Origin of the sequence: Microcoleus sp. ARI1-B5 (assembly GCF_036705795.1) — a bacterium.
Lineage (GTDB): Bacteria > Cyanobacteriota > Cyanobacteriia > Cyanobacteriales > Microcoleaceae > Microcoleus.
This window is the reverse complement of the sequence record NZ_JAUBVK010000005.1, coordinates 187,708-204,032: the sequence shown is the minus strand read 5'-3', so window position 1 is coordinate 204,032 and position 16,325 is coordinate 187,708. Positions and strand designations below refer to the sequence as shown.

Genomic DNA, 16,325 nt, shown 5'->3' with positions numbered 1-16,325 from the left:
AATCTTAGTTTAATGCAAAATACTTTTTATAATTTTCTAAATCAATTAATCTGTGAAATCAGGAGCATATAAACGTGATTAACTCATCTTTGCTGTTAGCCGTACAAGCTACCGCTCCCTCAACGCCTGAGTGGTCGCCACTGGTAGGACTGACAATGATTTTATGCAATTTGCTGGCGATCGCGATCGGCTACTACGGCATAAACAAGCAAAACCGAGGCAAAGGCCCAGCTTTACCCGTTGCAGTCCCTGGAATGTTCAAAGGCTTCGGCATCCCAGAATTGCTGGCCACAACCAGCTTCGGCCACTTGCTCGGGGCTGGAGTAATCTTGGGCTTGGGTAACGCCGGAGTTCTTTAGAAATCAGGGCAAGGGGAAAGGCAAGGGTCAGAAAAGATATAATAGAAACTCTTTCTTGCTCTCCTTTCCCAGGAAAATTTCATGCAGACAGGTTGGCGAATCGGCTCTTTATTTGGCATCCCGCTACTGATAGATTATTCGTGGTTTATTATTTTAGCCCTCGCAACGCGCGAATACGCCAGCAGTTACCGCTTGTGGGGACCAGCGCTCTCGTGGAGTGCCGGGTTGGCCATAGCTCTGCTGCTGTTTGCTTCCGTACTCTTGCACGAACTCGGACACAGCTTGGCGGCCATATCGCAAGGCATTAAAGTTAATTCTATTACTCTATTCTTATTTGGCGGAGTTGCATCGATCGACTCGGAATCAAAAACTCCCGGTCAAGCTTTTCAAGTAGCCATTGCCGGCCCTCTCGTCAGCTTGGCGCTGTTTTTAATCCTCGGTTTGGGTTCTCAAGTTTTCCCCCCGACAAGTTTGCTGGCAATTGTCACCGAAAAGGTAGCAGTAATCAATCTTGTTTTGGGATTATTTAACTTAATTCCCGGTCTGCCTTTGGACGGAGGACAAGTTTTAAAAGCAGCTATTTGGAAAATCACCGGCTCTCGATTTGCCGGCGTGCGCTGGGCGGCAAAAACAGGACAAGTTTTGGGTTGGTTGGCCGTTGCTTTCGGTGTAAGTTTATGTTTGTTAGCGCGCCAGTACGGCGGCTTGTGGATTGCGCTGATCGGCTCTTTTGCGATTCGGAATGCTAGCGCATACAGCCGCTTTACTTCGTTGCAAGAAGCCCTGCTAAAAACAAAAGCCGCCGATGCGATGAGCCGCGAGTTTCGAGTGGTAGATGCAGATTTGAGTCTGCGAGAATTTGCCGATCGCTATTTGTTAGAAGTCAATCCGTTTCCATTTTACATTGCTGCGACCAACGGGCGGGATTTGGGGTTAGTGTCGATCGACGATATCCGCTGCACAGAGCGCAGTCAGTGGCAACTCCAAACTTTGCACAACATTTTGAAACCCCTGGGAAAAACCCCCACAGTCTCAGAAAAAGCATCCATCGCAGAAGTAATTAACAGCATGGAAGCCCGCCAACTCCCGCGAATCATCGTGCTCTCGCCCATTGGTTCAGTCGTAGGGACGATCGATCGGGGCGACGTGGTGAAAGTTTTGGCAAAATACCTCAAACCCAAGATTTCCGACGCCGACATCAAGCGCAGCAAAGAAGAAAACATTTATCCGCAGGGATTGCAGTTAAGTGCGATCGCCAAAACCGCACAGGAAAATTAAACATTGGGCACCGCAATCCGGATTACTGACAAGTTAAGATGTAGCAGACGGGAGCATCTCTGGGGAGTGTAAAAAGCGTTTTTGTTTGAGTGCTGTCCCCGCTCGCCAGTGTTGTCTAACCGAAAGCGAGCGGGGACGCTCGCACTACAAAAGCTTGCGCACAAATTTCAAGGAAGCTTCAAACAAGAATTATGCCCAAATTGTTTAAGATAATTTATAACAAACTGGGGGAGAAACGTTGGAGTTGGAAAAACTTAACTTATTCCTTCCCCTTGGCTGACTTGCAACCTCTGGCTATTACCTGGCTTGTCGTGACGGGAACTCTATTAGGAGTCCGACATTTAGGCTGGTTGCAGCCATTGGAATTAAAGGCTTTTGACCTGATGGTACAGTTGCGCCCCGATCCGGGTGCTGACCCGAGGTTGCTGGTAGTCACAATCACAGAACAGGACATTCATGCTTTTAAGAAATGGCCAATTTCCGATCGCGTTTTAGCTCGTGCGATCGCCTCCATAGCGCGTCTCGAACCCGTCGCTATTGGCCTGGATATCGTTCGCGATATCCCCTACGAACCGGGAAACGCAGAATTGGCTGCTCAATTTAAAAACCCCAAAGTCATCGCCATTACCTTCATCGGAAACTCTGAGTACGATCGAGCTCCCCCACCTCCCAACATACCCAAAAAACAGATAGGATTTAACGATTTATTCCTCGATCCAGACGGCACAATTCGACGACAGATGATGTTTATTCCCGATGAAGAATCGACTCCTAACTCATTTGCTATGCTGCTAGCTTTTAAATATTTGGCGGCCCAAAAAACGCCAACAAAAGTCACACAAAATAAAGAAATTCAGCTAGGAGAAACAGTCTTTCCGCTACTGCGAGCGAACTCAGGAGGGTATCAGACAATTGATGCTCGAGGCTATCAAATCATGCTGAATTACCGCTCTGCTGAAAATATCGCAAAAACCGTGACACTAACTCAAGTTTTGGAGGGAAAACTTGACCCCAAATTGGTGAAGGATAAAATAGTGCTCGTCGGGATTACAGCCCGAACTGTAAAAGATATCTTTTCTACTCCTTACAGCGCTACTGCCAGCGATAACCGCCTCATGCCTGGGGTATTGATTCACGCAACGGCAACTAGCCAAATTCTCAGCGCAGTTTTAGACGGCAAAAAGCTATTTTGGTTTTGGGATGAATGGCAAGAAATCCTTTGGATCGCTGTTTGGGCAGGAGTTGGCGGCTGTTTAGCTTGGCGGCTAGAAAATACGCTCGGTTTCATGGTCAGCGCGATCGCACTTGGTGGCATATTATGGGGATTCACATTTTTTTTATTTACTCAACAGGGCTGGATATCTCTGAGTGCCCCGACTCTGGCATTTTCGATCGCTCCGGCAGTTATTATCACATACAAGTACCAACAGTCAAAGCAGCAGCAAGAAATTGTCATGAAACTGTTAGGACAGCAAACTTCACCGGCGATCGCCAATGCCCTGTGGAAAGAGCGCGTCCATCTCCTCCAGTCGGGGCTATTGCCCGGGCAAAGAGTGACTGCTACAATGATAATGACTGACTTGCAGGGTTTTAGCACGATTTCCGAACAACTACCGCCAGAAGTAGTAATGCCTTGGTTAAATGAATATTTATCAGCAATGGCCCAGGAAGTGCAAAAACATCAAGGCGTGATTAATAAATTTACCGGAGATGGAATGCTGGCAGTATTTGGCGTGCCCATTCCCCGCACAACTCCCCAAGAAATTGCCGAAGATGCTCGCCTTGCAGTATCTTGCGCTCTAGCTATAAGTTCGCGCTTGCCAGCCCTGAATCAAAATTGGCTCGCTCGCGGTTTACCGTCGGCAAAAATGCGAGTCGGAATTTTTACAGGGCCGATAGTGGTGGGCAGTTTGGGCGGTAAAACCCGTTTAGAATATGGAGTAATCGGCGATAGTGTAAATATCGCTTCTCGCCTGGAAAGCTGCGAAAAAGATCGGCAAGAGGACACCTGCCGGATCTTGATTGCCGAAGAAACTTTAGTGCATCTGGAAGGGAAATTTGAGGTAGAATCTTGGGGAGCTTTACCCTTAAAAGGGAGGCAGCAAAAAGTTAATGTCTACCGCGTCTTGGGAGGAGAAATATTGGCAAAGTAAAAAGACACACAATAACTTGAAAAAATTAGGTAACTCCGATGGGAAAAATGATTAAATTTCGGCTAAAAGCGATCGCATTTGGTTCCATATTATTGATAGGAGCATTTAACACTTGCCAATTTGTAGGTCTGGGACAGGATCTGCCAAGTGGGTTGGGGGGCAGGGGCAAGCCGCGCAGTGAGTCGGGAGGGCCGCGCTTCGTTCAGCCTCCTGAAGATATCGATCGGCCGCCCAGTGCAGCGCCCAGAACGATCCGCGGCAGTTGCACCAAAAACAATCCGCTAAATCCAATAAATCTCACAGCCTTAGTCCCTCAAAATAAAATCGGACAGACTGTTTCCGACTATCCAACCTTCTTTTTCTACTTGCCTGAAATAGAAGCGACAGAAGCCACAGAGGCGACACAAGCGACACAAGCGACAGAAGCGAAATTAGCCGAATTTATCCTACTAGACAAAAGCGGCAACCAGATTTATCAACAGACTCTCACAGTTACCAATTTATCAGGGGTGATCGGCGTTAGTATCCCCGCTAACAAAAATGTGCCTCCCTTGGAAGCAGGAAAAAGTTACAGTTGGAGTTTTACAGTGATTTGCAACCCTCAAGACAGATCGGCCGATCAGCTCGAAACCGGTACTGTACAGCGAGTTGAACTAAGTGCAGATATCCTCCGTCAATTAGAGCAGGCAGATCCGCGCCAGAAAACCTTTATTTATGCTGAAAATGGGATTTGGCAAGATGCCCTCAGCAATCTAGCTGCCGCTCGCCGCGCTAAGCCCTCGGATGCAGTGCTGCAGGCTGATTGGGAAAGCTTGCTGGATTCAGTGAAATTGGGCAAAATTGCTAAAGAGCCGATCGTCCAAATTCAGCCGCAACCATAAGCTGTACTGCATTTTCATTTAACTTTTTAGGCGGGTTTGTCTGCCCGCCCACTCATTGTTTCAGTAAAAATAACAGAAATTGTGTCTCTCGTTAACAAAGTATCTAACTGCGATCTAAAATCGTAGAATCAGAAAAAAGTAGCGATCGCTCTCATTTTAGCGGTCAAGAGTCGGCTGCGATCGATTAATTTATTGGACAAGCAAAAGTGAAACCCATTAGATTAACTAATCATGCCCAAGAACAAGCGATTGAAAGAGGTACAAAGGTCGCATAAATTGTTGATACCATTCTTACAGGTAATCGACAACCTGCTAAAAATGGTAGATACAAATATCAAGCCACCTTTCAGTATAATAATGATAGGCAGGGTAAGTTCTACTCTCTCAAGAAAGTAGCACCAATTGTTGCCGAAACTGATACTGAGTTAGTCGTTATCACGGTCTATACTTTTTATTGTTGAGGTAAAACTTTATGAAGATTAGTTATGATTCAGAAGTTGATGCTCTCTACATTAGACTTGTAGAAGGTAAGCATCAGTGTCGCAGTTTACAGTTAACTGATGAAATTGCTTTAAATATGGGTGAAAATGAGTTATTAGTAGGGATAGAAGTTTTAGATGCTACACAGGTTTTAGGTGCAGGAAATATCCCTAATGTAGTGCTAGAAAATATATCTTTTAGCGTAGTTTAAATAGGGAAGGCGATCGCATGGATGATGAGACACTGATGGGTGAGGGGCGCGTGTATGGGGAGAGATTGCATAAGCACCGATCCGAGGGAATTGGGTAATGCGATCGTGCATTATATTCTTGACGTTTTACTGCATCGCTCACCAACTCTCCTAGATTAACAGTATGCCCGCCAAAGACCTCTATCATAATACCGTCCGCACTGCCCTCATCAAAGACGGTTGGACAATTACTGATGACCCGCTTATCCTCAAGATAGGAAAACGATCCACATTTGTCGATCTGGGGGCTGAAAAACTCATTGCTGCTGAACGAGATTCGGAAAAAATCGCCGTCGAAATCAAAAGCTTTCTTAGTCCTTCTCCCATCAATGACCTCGAAAATGCTTGGGGACAGTTCTTTCTGTACGCTAGAGCACTCCGAAAAAAAGATCCAGAGCGTCGTCTCTATCTAGCCGTCAGCCGCAACATCTTTGAGACTTTATTCCAAGAGGAAGCTGGACAACTTCTGTTAGAAGAACCTGATTTTAGCCTGATAGTTTTTGACTTCATAAGTGAGGAAATAATTCAATGGAAACCGCAAATCAACCCCTAGACGAATGGCGTGAAATTATGGAGAAAATTCTCCAATATTATGCAGATCTTCCTTATAGTTATGGTGAGGTGAACACTTATTTTATTGTCAGCCGCGATCGCAACCATTTTATGCTGGTAGATGAAGGCTGGGAAAATAACCTGCGAGTTCATGGCTGTATCGTCCATGCCCAAATTCGCCATGACAAAATCTGGATTCACTATGACGGAATTGAAGATGGGATTACGGGTGAACTTGTTGCTGCTGGAGTACCTAAAGATTGCATTGTCCTGGCTTTTCATCCTCCCGAAGTACGAGAATATACTGGATACGCTCGCGCATAGCTCCTGGAAAGCGATCGTTCTATAATGGCGATCGGGCTTCTATCCCCAAGTGCGAGGGCTACCAACGTTTATTTGATATTGTACCCTAAACCTGCTCTTGCCTGCATCACTTTTAGATCGGCCATAATTGCTCCAAGAGGTGTAGCAGACTGTAGATCGCATTTCTGATGAGATGCTTTATTTTTAATCTAGTGCTATAAAATATATAGCCTCGATCGGATAGATGAGGTATGACTGTAAATGGAGTTGTTAGGCGCATACCTTGCTATATAACAAATCTTTAGAGGGCTCTCATCCCAACAACGTACCTTATCTTTCTGAGAACTGCTATATCTTTGTACTGTGCTTTGACTATTCTGTAATTCTATTACACTTATTCTCTCAGAACAGGAGATTAAAATGGCAAAAGCCCCAAAAATACCACCGCAATCCGAGATTGCAGATGAACAAAGAGAAGCTGCAGAAGCCGAAATTCGGGAAAAACAAAAAACCGTTGACTATGACACAAAAGAATATCCAGTGGAAGTGCTTGTCCAGAAATACAGAGATGGGTTGGATGAAGACACCAGTGAGTTGTATATACCCGACTATCAACGAGATATGATTTGGGAAGAAACCCGGCAGTCAAAGTTTATTGAATCTCTTTTGCTAGGACTACCTATACCCTTTATTTTTGTTGCTGATTTGCGACCCAAGCAAGAAGATGATGAGGATGATTTAGCTCGGTTAGAAATTGTTGATGGAACTCAACGTATCCGCACTTTAGACAGATTTATCCATAACGATTTAAAGTTATGTGGACTAGAAAAACTCAAGAAGCTTAACAACTTCAAATTCAGCGATTTGCCGCTAGCAAGATAGAGACGATTCAACCGTGCCACCATTCGCATGATTGTGCTGACTGAGAAAGCTGATGAAGAAACGCGACGGGATATGTTTGAACGCATCAATACGGGTAGCGTCGAACTAAATGACATGGAGAAGCGTAGAGGCATATCTCCTGGCCCGTTTGTCGATCTTCTTGAAGAACTTGCCAAAACTCCCAAATTTATTAAACTATGCCCCTTACCAGATCCATTTGTCCGCAAACGCGAACCAGAAGAGTTTGTGTTACGTTTTTTTGCATACTTAAACAACTATCAGAACTTTGGGAAACGGGTCAATGAGTTTCTCAATGAATATCTGGAAAAACATAATCATGATGGAATTAACCAAAATGATATGCGCTCTGAATTTCACAAAATGCTAGACTTTGTTGAGAAATACTTCCCCAATGGATTTAGTAAAGCAAAAGGTCATGTAAAAACACCTCGAATTCGATTTGAGGCAATTTCTGTAGGTGTGGCCCTTGCTTTAAGGAAAAAGAGCGATCTTGAACCAAAGTCAATCAAGTGGCTCGACTCGCCAGAATTCAAGGACTATACTACCTCAGATGCAAGCAATTCTAAACCTAAAGTAATTCGTCGTATCGAATATGTTCGCGATCAACTTCTCGGTAAATCATGACTAGCCCATTATTTCATGACTTCAATGAACGCTCTAGGGAAGTGAGCAAATATTTTATGTTTTTGAAGAGTTTGGAACAGGGAACTACCAAATTAACTATGGATGCTACGGGAGGAGTACCCAAAATAAAAGAAATTGATGCTGAGTTATTCAAGACGTTAAAAGCTAGTGGTTTTCTGTTGCTCTATAACCTAGTTGAATCAACAATGCGAAACGCGATTCAAGCAATATTTGATGAACTACGAGGTCAAGGTATTGGCTACGACGAAATTAGACCCGAACTCAAGAAAATTGTCCTCAAAAACTTCAAAAAGCGAGATCCTGACAAAATATTGTCAAGTATAACAGCTATTTCTATCGATATTATTAATGCTGGGTTTGATAAAGAAGATCTTTTTTCGGGAAACCTGGACGGTAGAAAAATAAGAACGACGGCAACTGAGTATGGATTTTCACATCTGACTGACTATGCCAAAACAGGTGATGGAAACGATTTGCTGATAATTAAGTCAAATAGGAATGATTTAGCACACGGCGTTAAATCTTTCGCAGAGGTAGGAAAAGATAAAACAGCAGATGAGTTATTCGCAATTAAGAATAAGACAGTCAGATATTTAAGGCAAATACTGCAAAATATTGAACAATATTTATCAAATCAAGACTACTTAGATTCAGCCACATCGGGAACTCCTTGACTAAACTGTTCAATATGATTTAGTATACTACGAGCAATTACTTGACCTAGTTTGACAGGAACAGCATTCCCAATTAATCGCCCTACTATATCGATCGCTACTGGTTCATCAGAGGCTACAAACTGATATGCTGCTGGAAAAGTTTGTAATAAAGCTGCTTCTCTCAGAGAAATAGCCCTGTCTTGTTCGGGATGACCAAACCGACCATTACCAAAACCAAAACATTGAGTAGTAATAGTTGGACTAGGTTTATCCCATTCCATTCTACCATACACTCCTGGATAGGTTTTACCGCTCTTTTTTAAGTGACATTTCGCAATTAAGTCTTTAGGCCAATCTCGCCAAGTTCCTCCAGGTTGGGAAGCACGAATGCGGCGCAGATTGAGATCCGAAAGCTTACTACATCTATGCAGCCAATCTGTTTTGGAAGATTGCCCTGCTGACAGGAGTTCTAGATTTTCAATACTTTGTCTAACTGTTTGATAATTATTTGGGTTATGTGTTGGTGAAATCAGGCTAATTTTGCCAAATTTTGAAGCAAGTAAGACTAAGCGCTTTCGAGATTGAGGGATTCCATACTCCAAGCAGTTAACCTCATAAGACTCAAAACAATAGTTTAACTTTTTCAACGGGGCGATAAATTCCTCAAAAACTGCATGATGTTTTAACTGAATTACATTTTCCATTGAAATAATTTCTGGTTCGCATTCTAAAATCAGACGAGCAAAATCTTGCAAGAGTTTCCACTTTGACTGTCGATCGTTATAACGTCTTGAATAACTTGAAAATGGCTGACAAGGAGCGCATCCTGCTAATACGTTAATACTGTTTCCAGAAAAATGTTCTGCTAAATCAAAACCGCTGATATTTTCCACATCTTGCAATACAAATTTTGCCTTGTTGTTGTGTTCGTAGGGAAACTGACACGCGGGATCTATATCATATCCAGCTTTAACGGTCAGACCTGCTTGCTCAAACCCATGCGTTAGTCCTCCAGCGCCACAAAATATATCGACTGTAGAGATGCTTCTAGCCATTCATTCCTTCTTGTTAGGAGATCCAACCCAACGGGGTAGTTTAGCGTATTTGAATACGAACTACAAGACAGCAAGTTTTCGCATTACTTCTTATCCAACCACGAACACCCAACGTTGTCAATATGATACCAGCCACAATCACCAAAGATCGATCGCACTACCTTGATATACTTGGCAGGGCCTACCTACAAATAGAAGTTTTTCTAGTCAATTCCCAAATCTCCTCCCATTCCTCCTCCGAAAGCGGCCGCACCTCCAAATCAATATCAAAACAGCGACAAGCCGCCGCACTCAAAGCATCAATTACAGTTGCAATCAAATCATCTCCACCTTCAGATAAAGGTAATTTCACAGGAATTAATTCCTCCCCAAAAACCTGAGAAAACAAACCAACATTCGGCTGCAAACGCATCGAACCGTGCTGCAAAATAGCATCGCCCCGGCGCAATTGCGCGCTACCAATTAACTTGCAGCCATCAGCAGTCACTAAATCCGCACCCGTCGCCGTACCAAAACAATTGGGATTGTGAATGTAACCGCGCCCAGCTTCCCCGTAGTGCAAATCCACACCGATCGCCCGCCAACCCTCAATCAAAAACTCGCATATAGTGTGATAAGCTTTCAGGCGGCTGCCGCCAAATCCCGACGCCACAACTGCATAAGTCAAATCCCCTTGGTGGAGCACAGCGCGCCCGCCGCTGGGGCGTCTCACCAACTCCACAGGCTTTCCCTGCCAAGATAGCTGCTGCCAAAACTCCGGCCACCGGCGCTGGTGGTAGCCCAAGGAAATCGCCGCCGGTTGCCAGGTGTAAAATCGCAGAGTTGGGGGATTTTTCCCCGCTAGATGCTGTTGCAGCAGCCATTGGTCGATCGCCATCTGCACCTTACCAGACGCCGACAGCAGCGGAATTAAACGCCAAACAGAATTAGCCATCAGTCCCCAGTCCTCAGTTTCTAGTCAATAATTCGCAGAATGTTTTAAAATTAGTAACAGTTTTTTGTGCCTGCCTTCTAAGTTAGTGCAAGTTTCAAGCGCGCCCGTGCTTTATAAATAATCAGGAAAAATCATCGTAAAATCATGAGCAACAGTGTAATTGTCATCAACGACGAAAAATTTGAAACAGAAGTGCTGAAAGCAGAGCAACCAGTGCTTGCTTATTTTTGGGCTACTTGGTGCGGGCCTTGCAAACTGATCGCGCCTTCGGTAGACTGGGTGGCGGCCAACTACAGCCACCTGAAAGTGGTTAAAATGGAAATTGACCCCAATCCTAATACTGTCAAGCAGTATAAAGTCGAAGGAGTCCCAGCACTCAGACTGTTTAAAAATGGCGAAGTAGTCCTTTCCCACGAAGGAGCTATTACCAAACAAACATTGCTCGGTTTGCTAGAAGGTCACTTATAAAATTTTGAAATGATTCGGGAGTTTCCAACTCCCCACTCACAACTAGAGCCATCCCAATAAATTTTCAACATCTCTCCTTTCTCTTCAATCTCTCTCTTCCTTTGCGCCCTCTGCGCTCTCTGCGGTTAAAAAAATCTCTGGAAAACATCAAAAATAATCAGTCTTAAGCAATTTAAAATAATTGATTAATATCAAAAAAAATACAAAAAATATGCAATTTGCCAAACGTTTAGAACCCCTGAAATTTAATGTATTTGCCGATATGGATCGAGCAAAATCCCTCGCCAGGGCCGCCGGACAAAATGTGATAGACTTGTCTCTAGGTTCTTCCGATTTGCCGGCGGCTGCTCACATTACAGATGCGATCGCCCGTTCTTTGTCTGACTCCAGCACCCACGGCTATTTGCTGTTTAACGGGACAAGAAATTTTCGGGAAGCGGCAGCTTGCTGGTACGAGCAAAAATTTGGAATTTCAGTCGATCCAGAAACAGAAGTGCTGCCGTTAATTGGTTCCCAAGAAGGCACGGCGCATATGCCTTTAGCCGTGCTCAACCCCGGAGATTTTGCTTTGCTGCTCGATCCGGGCTATCCTTCCCACGCGGGCGGTGTCTATCTGGCGGGCGGTCAAATTTATCCGATGCCGCTATTAGCAGAAAATGCGTTTTTGCCAGTATTTGAAAATATTCCCCTGCCGGTGCTGGCTCAGTCGAAGATGATGGTTTTGAGCTATCCTCACAATCCTACAACTGCGATCGCCCCGCTGGCTTTTTTCGAGAAAGCTGTGGCTTTTTGTCGGGAACATCAGCTCGTTTTAGTGCACGATTTCCCTTATGTGGATTTGGTGTTTGGCAATTCCGTAGGGGCGGTGTCCCCGTGCGGGCCCTCAGATATCGAGGAAAACCGCAAATTGATGGCGCCGTCAATCTTTCAAGCCGATCGAGAAAAAAACGTGGCGATCGAGTTTTTCACCCTATCCAAATCCTACAGCATGGGAGGCTTTCGAGTCGGATACGCGATCGGCAATCCCGAACTAATTGCAGCCCTGCGACAAGTAAAAGCCGCAGTGGACTTCAACCAATATCTAGGGATTTTGAACGGAGCGATCTCCGCATTAACAGGCCCCCAAGATACCGTCACCACCAGTGTAGAAACCTTCAGAAAACGGCGGGATGCCTTTGTAAACGCGCTGCAGGGCATCGGTTGGCAAGTACCCGTACCCCCTGCCACGATGTACGTCTGGGCGAAACTGCAGGCACCTTGGGCCTCGGATTCGGTGAAATTTTGCACTCAGCTAGTACAGAGTACAGGAGTCGCAGCTTCCCCCGGTGCCGGTTTCGGGAAATCAGGAGAAGGCTACGTGCGATTTGCCTTAGTCGAGCCGCCAGAAATTTTGGAAACAGCAGTTAGAAAAATTGCGGAATTTCTCAATTAGATCGAGATTGCAGGCATTCCCTCGCTCTTGATGAAATTATCTGCGTTTCTGTGCGTTGCATCTGCCTGACATCCGCTTCCGCAATTACCAAAGATTTATGCAATAAGTCTATCGCTCGATCGGCTTTTTTCCATTTAATAAGCTGTTGCGGCATTTAAATTTAACTTGTCGGGCGGCGTCGAAGCCCGCCCCACTCATTGTTTCCCGGCTCGCGCCAGACATATCTGCCCTTGCTCGTATCCTACAATAACTAAGTTTTTACCCGCCGATCGAGATGGGAGCAAGCTAAACTATTGTTATCTCTACCTAAAGGAATAGATATTTGCACGGAATATCTGTCACAATTTATGTTGAGAAATGTTAACGCGAGACATCTGGGGAATTGCCTGTTCCGCTCACCCACTCTAAAAATCCTTGAACTGAATTCTGTCGGGGCAGCGATTGTTCCGTAGCGGCGATCGCACATCCCAAAAACACCACGCTTCCCAAAATCGCCAGCAGCGGGAAATGCAAGCCCCGCCCAAAGTCCCGCTGGAGGCGAGCTAGCGGCCTGCTCTCGCGCCTGAGCATCTTTCCCACCGTGAGTTGTTTGAGACTAAAAGGATCGCGGACAAAATGACCGCTCCAGCTAATTACCATATGGGAATGGCAGTGGGGACAGGTGAATAGTCCGCTGACCATTCCGACTGGGCCCACGACGCTGGAACGGTGGCAAATCGGGCAAGTGACAGAATGAGTGTTATAGGTGGGAGCGTTCATAACTGCTTTTCTAGAGTAAAAAAACCAACAACCAATTGAGAGCCTGCGTTAACGCCTAGGGCATATACCTTCATAGGCACTTTATCCTTAATTCCTAGTTTACAGCGGCGATCGGGTCGATCGGAGCTCACTGCTTGGGAAAACCTTCAAATTGCCAATCTCGCAACGAGTGCAAGTCGGGAGCACAGGTGAGATTGTATTGCAGCGGAGTAACGGTTATCTTGTTGTCGCCAATAGCCTGTACATCTGTAGGAATATCATGCGGCACTGCCGATTCGGAGGTTTCTTCCACATCTTCTAACAATTCCCCAGCCAGCCAATAATAAGTTTTGCCGCGCGGATCGGTGCGCTTTTGAAATATGTCGAAATAGCGGCGAATGCCTTGACGGGCGATCGCAACTCCGGTAATTTCTGCTTGTGAGACTGGTGGTATGTTGACATTCAACAGCGTCGGTTTGGCCATTGGCTGTTTTTCCAACTGTCGCAGCAAGGTGACAGCGAAATCCACCGCCGGCCCAAATTCCTGGGAAGTATAGCTGGCGAGGCTGAAAGCAATGCTGGGAATGCCTTCCATGATTCCTTCCATCGCCGCTGAAACCGTGCCCGAACAGAGGATGTCCGTGCCTAAATTCGGCCCGTGGTTGACGCCGGAAAGGACAAAATCTGGCGGTTTGTCAAGTAAAGCCCACAAAGCTAGTTTCACGCAGTCGGCGGGAGTACCCGAACAAGCCCAAGCTGTGACGGCGGGGTCAAAAACAGATTCGACAATTTCGGCGCGGATGGGTTGGTGCAGTGTAAGGCCGTGGCCGGTAGCGGAGCGCTCTCTGTCGGGACAAACTACGCTCACAGAGTGGCCGGCGGCGGTGAGAGCGTTGGCGAGGCTGCGGATGCCTTGGGCAAAGATGCCGTCGTCGTTGCTAATTAAAAGTTTCATTGAAATTTTTAGAGGCCTGAGAATAATCTTAAACTAGATTCAAGTAGGGCGATCGCGAAGCCTTTAAACATCAATTCTGCAGACAATGGTTTAACCGGACTCAAACAAAAAATGAGACGAAAAAGGCTTAAAACCCAGACCGAGAGAGACTTTTAGCTCTAATTGGCATTAATCCAGTATTTACGCATAGTTTCAGGCATTTTTCGGGCATCGACCTCTGTACATTCTTCCAGAGAGGTTTTGGGCCACTTTAGGGGCTAGAAAATATTTGAGTCCCGTTAACTCTTGTATAGCAAGGTTTTCAAGTTGCTTGTCATCGCGTAAGGGCGATAAATCTTCTGGCGCGCGATCGACGATTAGCTATAAATATAGCAGTTCTCAACGAACAAGGCCTACAATCAGGCAAATAGGTTGATTGCGCTTGAGCTGGCTGGTTGCGCACCGAGTACGTTACCGCTATAAGAGCATATCAAACCACTTTTTTCGTAAATTTAATAGCATTTGTTTCTGAGCGTAGCTAGTCATCATATATATTAAATGGGTTCTCTTCTTTGATCCGGTTTTCCCAACACTTACCACCTCAAAAAAATAATTTTTACACCTCACAACTCAACTGAATTAAAATCTTTAGGCCCCAGAGCCCTAGGTTCAACCCCATTGATCGCAGCCAACAATTGATTGTTGCTCGCCAACCTAATTAACGTAGCATTATTTCCGGCTGCTATGGAAAGCTTGCCAAAATTCAAACCGCTAGCTAATTGAATCGAATCTTGAGCGTTAGTAAAATCAACAATCGTATCAACCCCCAGCCCCAAACCCAACACAAAAGTATCCCTGCCAGCCCCTAAGAAAGAGAGTATCATTTCCAGCCCCGCCCCTGAGAAAATCATTCCCCCTGCCGCCCGATAAAATATCGTTGCCCGCACCCCCATTTAAAACATCATTGCCTTGCAAACCAGCCAACACATCATCGCCACCAAAACCGTTGATAATATCGCTGTCATTGCTGCCAGTCAAAGTATCATTATTGGGAGTACCGGTGACAGTATTAGAACCGCTGTCAAAGTCAAAAACAAAAATATCAGAAACATTATTCGTATCCCCCGGCACCAAATTGCTAGCCAGCGAAAAAAACGCCACTCGCTTGCCATCATTAGAAATAGCAGGAAGTAGGGAAATACCGTTAGCAACCTCCCCCGCAGCATCCGCAGACACGCGAGTAATAGTATTAGCTTGCAAATCCCGCACAAAAATATCGCTGCGGTTGTTCGTATCCCCCGGAACCAAGTTAGAACTGGAGTTTAGACTAAGACAGAAGAAAAAGGTGCATTACTGTAAATTGAATGCACTCAAAAATGCTCACTCAAAAAATTCTTCTTAAGGGGACTTTTTGTCGGGTTTTCTCGCTCTAGAAAACCCTTTTTTGACGACGGGATATCGAATTCTACGTCGTCGTTGTTTCCCTCTAATCCAACCGGGAGATTTACCTCGCAGTTTAGGAGGTCGAGCTGGTGTACCTAACACGGCTAAAATACTTCCAAACGATTGAGCTACCCGTCCAGGGGTAAGTTTGACCTGAGATTTCTGCCAAGGCAGAGGACGCTGTACCACAAGCTGACGAGCCAACCATAATTGCCAAGTGACGATCGGCATTAAATCACTCCAGCGATCGCATTGAACAGGTGTACTTAACACAGGAACAGTCCAAGGTCGACGATTCTTGGCAAAACGATACCAGTGGTCAATCGCAAATCGTCGCAAATAGAGCCGCCAAACTTCACAGGCAGGAGGCATTTTTAATCCCACAAATGCCAACCACATCGGCTTGGAAATTTTGGGACAACCATCAGGAGTCAGTCGTTCTACCAGTAGAACAGACATCGGATGAGAGGGGGACAAACGAAAATGGTAATTGTGCCAAACCCGCACCCGCAATTGACCCAAATCAGGGTCATTTACCTCAATTTTTTGTGCTGGGTTTCTCCAAGTTGTAGGGTCGTTGAGTTTGAATTTATCGCCGTGAACTTTGGGTCTACCCCGACCACCGTAGGCAGCAGGTGTACCCCACAAACATAAATTTGAGCGCAGACGCATCAGTTTATCTACAGGAAGCTCTGCTGTTTGATTGATGAAGGGTGCACAACCGTATTCACTGTCCCACAACGATAGCGCTCTTGATGGCAAGTGAGCACTCACACTCGATAATTGCTGGACTGCTTGAGAAATCGGACTGTCCCAACTGGTAATTCTTTCGTGTAACAGTGGCACTGCCCAACTCCCCTG

The 16,325-nt window shown here is 45.5% G+C and carries 19 protein-coding genes; 12 read left to right on the top strand and 7 right to left on the bottom strand.

Annotation, left to right across the window (positions count from 1 at the left end):
* The first annotated feature begins 74 nt into the window (after positions 1-74).
* The 10 genes from psaK to QUB63_RS10620 all read left to right on the top strand — a co-directional run bounded on the left by psaK (position 75) and on the right by QUB63_RS10620 (position 8,478).
* Positions 75-359, top strand: coding sequence for a photosystem I reaction center subunit PsaK (gene psaK, locus QUB63_RS10665; protein WP_332945017.1), 285 nt, complete (start codon positions 75-77; stop codon positions 357-359).
* Between the two features lie 81 nt (positions 360-440).
* Positions 441-1,637, top strand: a complete 1,197-nt coding sequence (locus QUB63_RS10660) for a site-2 protease family protein (RefSeq protein ID WP_332945016.1) — start codon at positions 441-443, stop codon at positions 1,635-1,637.
* Between the two features lie 191 nt (positions 1,638-1,828).
* Entirely contained in the window at positions 1,829-3,790 is a 1,962-nt protein-coding gene (locus QUB63_RS10655) for a CHASE2 domain-containing protein (RefSeq protein ID WP_332945015.1), read from the top strand.
* A 47-nt stretch (positions 3,791-3,837) separates the two neighbouring features.
* Complete coding sequence (locus tag QUB63_RS10650; RefSeq protein ID WP_332945014.1) at positions 3,838-4,671, top strand: DUF928 domain-containing protein; 834 nt, start codon at positions 3,838-3,840, stop codon at positions 4,669-4,671.
* A gap of 472 nt (positions 4,672-5,143) precedes the next feature.
* Positions 5,144-5,362 (top strand): DUF2283 domain-containing protein, encoded by a 219-nt coding sequence (locus QUB63_RS10645; protein WP_332945013.1) that lies wholly within the window; start codon positions 5,144-5,146, stop codon positions 5,360-5,362.
* A gap of 163 nt (positions 5,363-5,525) precedes the next feature.
* On the top strand, positions 5,526-5,954 hold the full coding sequence (locus QUB63_RS10640) for an element excision factor XisH family protein (protein WP_332945012.1): 429 nt from the start codon (positions 5,526-5,528) through the stop codon (positions 5,952-5,954).
* Positions 5,930-6,277, top strand: a complete 348-nt coding sequence (locus QUB63_RS10635; RefSeq protein WP_332945011.1) for a XisI protein — start codon at positions 5,930-5,932, stop codon at positions 6,275-6,277. The genes QUB63_RS10640 and QUB63_RS10635 overlap by 25 nt, the downstream gene beginning before the upstream one ends.
* A 399-nt stretch (positions 6,278-6,676) precedes the next feature.
* Positions 6,677-7,138 carry a DUF262 domain-containing protein gene (locus tag QUB63_RS10630; RefSeq protein WP_332945010.1) on the top strand — a complete coding sequence of 154 codons (462 nt, stop codon included), beginning with the start codon at positions 6,677-6,679 and terminating at the stop codon, positions 7,136-7,138.
* Positions 7,139-7,165: 27 nt separating this feature from the next.
* Positions 7,166-7,783, top strand: a complete 618-nt coding sequence (locus tag QUB63_RS10625; protein ID WP_332945009.1) for a hypothetical protein — start codon at positions 7,166-7,168, stop codon at positions 7,781-7,783.
* Positions 7,780-8,478 (top strand): MAE_28990/MAE_18760 family HEPN-like nuclease, encoded by a 699-nt coding sequence (locus tag QUB63_RS10620; protein WP_332945008.1) that lies wholly within the window; start codon positions 7,780-7,782, stop codon positions 8,476-8,478. Before QUB63_RS10625 ends, QUB63_RS10620 begins: the two co-directional genes overlap by 4 nt.
* Here the strand turns inward: QUB63_RS10620 and QUB63_RS10615 are convergent.
* A complete protein-coding gene (locus tag QUB63_RS10615; RefSeq protein WP_332945007.1) occupies positions 8,445-9,515 on the bottom strand; it encodes a DNA cytosine methyltransferase in 1,071 nt (356 codons plus the stop codon). The two genes, QUB63_RS10620 and QUB63_RS10615, sit on opposite strands and share 34 nt — an antisense overlap.
* A 181-nt stretch (positions 9,516-9,696) precedes the next feature.
* A complete protein-coding gene (locus QUB63_RS10610; RefSeq protein ID WP_332945006.1) occupies positions 9,697-10,449 on the bottom strand; it encodes a lipoate--protein ligase family protein in 753 nt (250 codons plus the stop codon).
* 144 nt (positions 10,450-10,593) lie between these two features.
* Between QUB63_RS10610 and QUB63_RS10605 the strand changes: the two genes are divergently transcribed.
* Both QUB63_RS10605 and QUB63_RS10600 read left to right on the top strand, forming a co-directional pair.
* Entirely contained in the window at positions 10,594-10,917 is a 324-nt protein-coding gene (locus tag QUB63_RS10605; protein WP_332945005.1) for a thioredoxin family protein, read from the top strand.
* Between the two features lie 211 nt (positions 10,918-11,128).
* Positions 11,129-12,349: an LL-diaminopimelate aminotransferase gene (locus QUB63_RS10600; protein WP_332945004.1), complete on the top strand. Its 1,221-nt coding sequence runs from the start codon at positions 11,129-11,131 to the stop codon at positions 12,347-12,349.
* A 360-nt stretch (positions 12,350-12,709) separates the two neighbouring features.
* Here QUB63_RS10600 and QUB63_RS10595 read toward each other — a convergent pair whose 3' ends face one another.
* The 5 genes from QUB63_RS10595 to QUB63_RS10575 form a co-directional block, all read right to left on the bottom strand.
* Positions 12,710-13,108, bottom strand: a complete 399-nt coding sequence (locus QUB63_RS10595; RefSeq protein WP_332945003.1) for a hypothetical protein — start codon at positions 13,106-13,108, stop codon at positions 12,710-12,712.
* A gap of 127 nt (positions 13,109-13,235) precedes the next feature.
* Positions 13,236-14,042, bottom strand: a complete 807-nt coding sequence (surE, locus tag QUB63_RS10590) for a 5'/3'-nucleotidase SurE (protein WP_332945001.1) — start codon at positions 14,040-14,042, stop codon at positions 13,236-13,238.
* Between the two features lie 602 nt (positions 14,043-14,644).
* Entirely contained in the window at positions 14,645-14,866 is a 222-nt protein-coding gene (locus QUB63_RS10585; protein WP_332945000.1) for a hypothetical protein, read from the bottom strand.
* A complete protein-coding gene (locus tag QUB63_RS10580; RefSeq protein WP_332944999.1) occupies positions 14,841-15,329 on the bottom strand; it encodes a calcium-binding protein in 489 nt (162 codons plus the stop codon). The genes QUB63_RS10585 and QUB63_RS10580 overlap by 26 nt, the downstream gene beginning before the upstream one ends.
* 90 nt (positions 15,330-15,419) lie before the next feature.
* A complete protein-coding gene (locus QUB63_RS10575) occupies positions 15,420-16,310 on the bottom strand; it encodes a transposase (RefSeq protein WP_332944998.1) in 891 nt (296 codons plus the stop codon).
* Between the last annotated feature and the right edge of the window lie 15 nt (positions 16,311-16,325).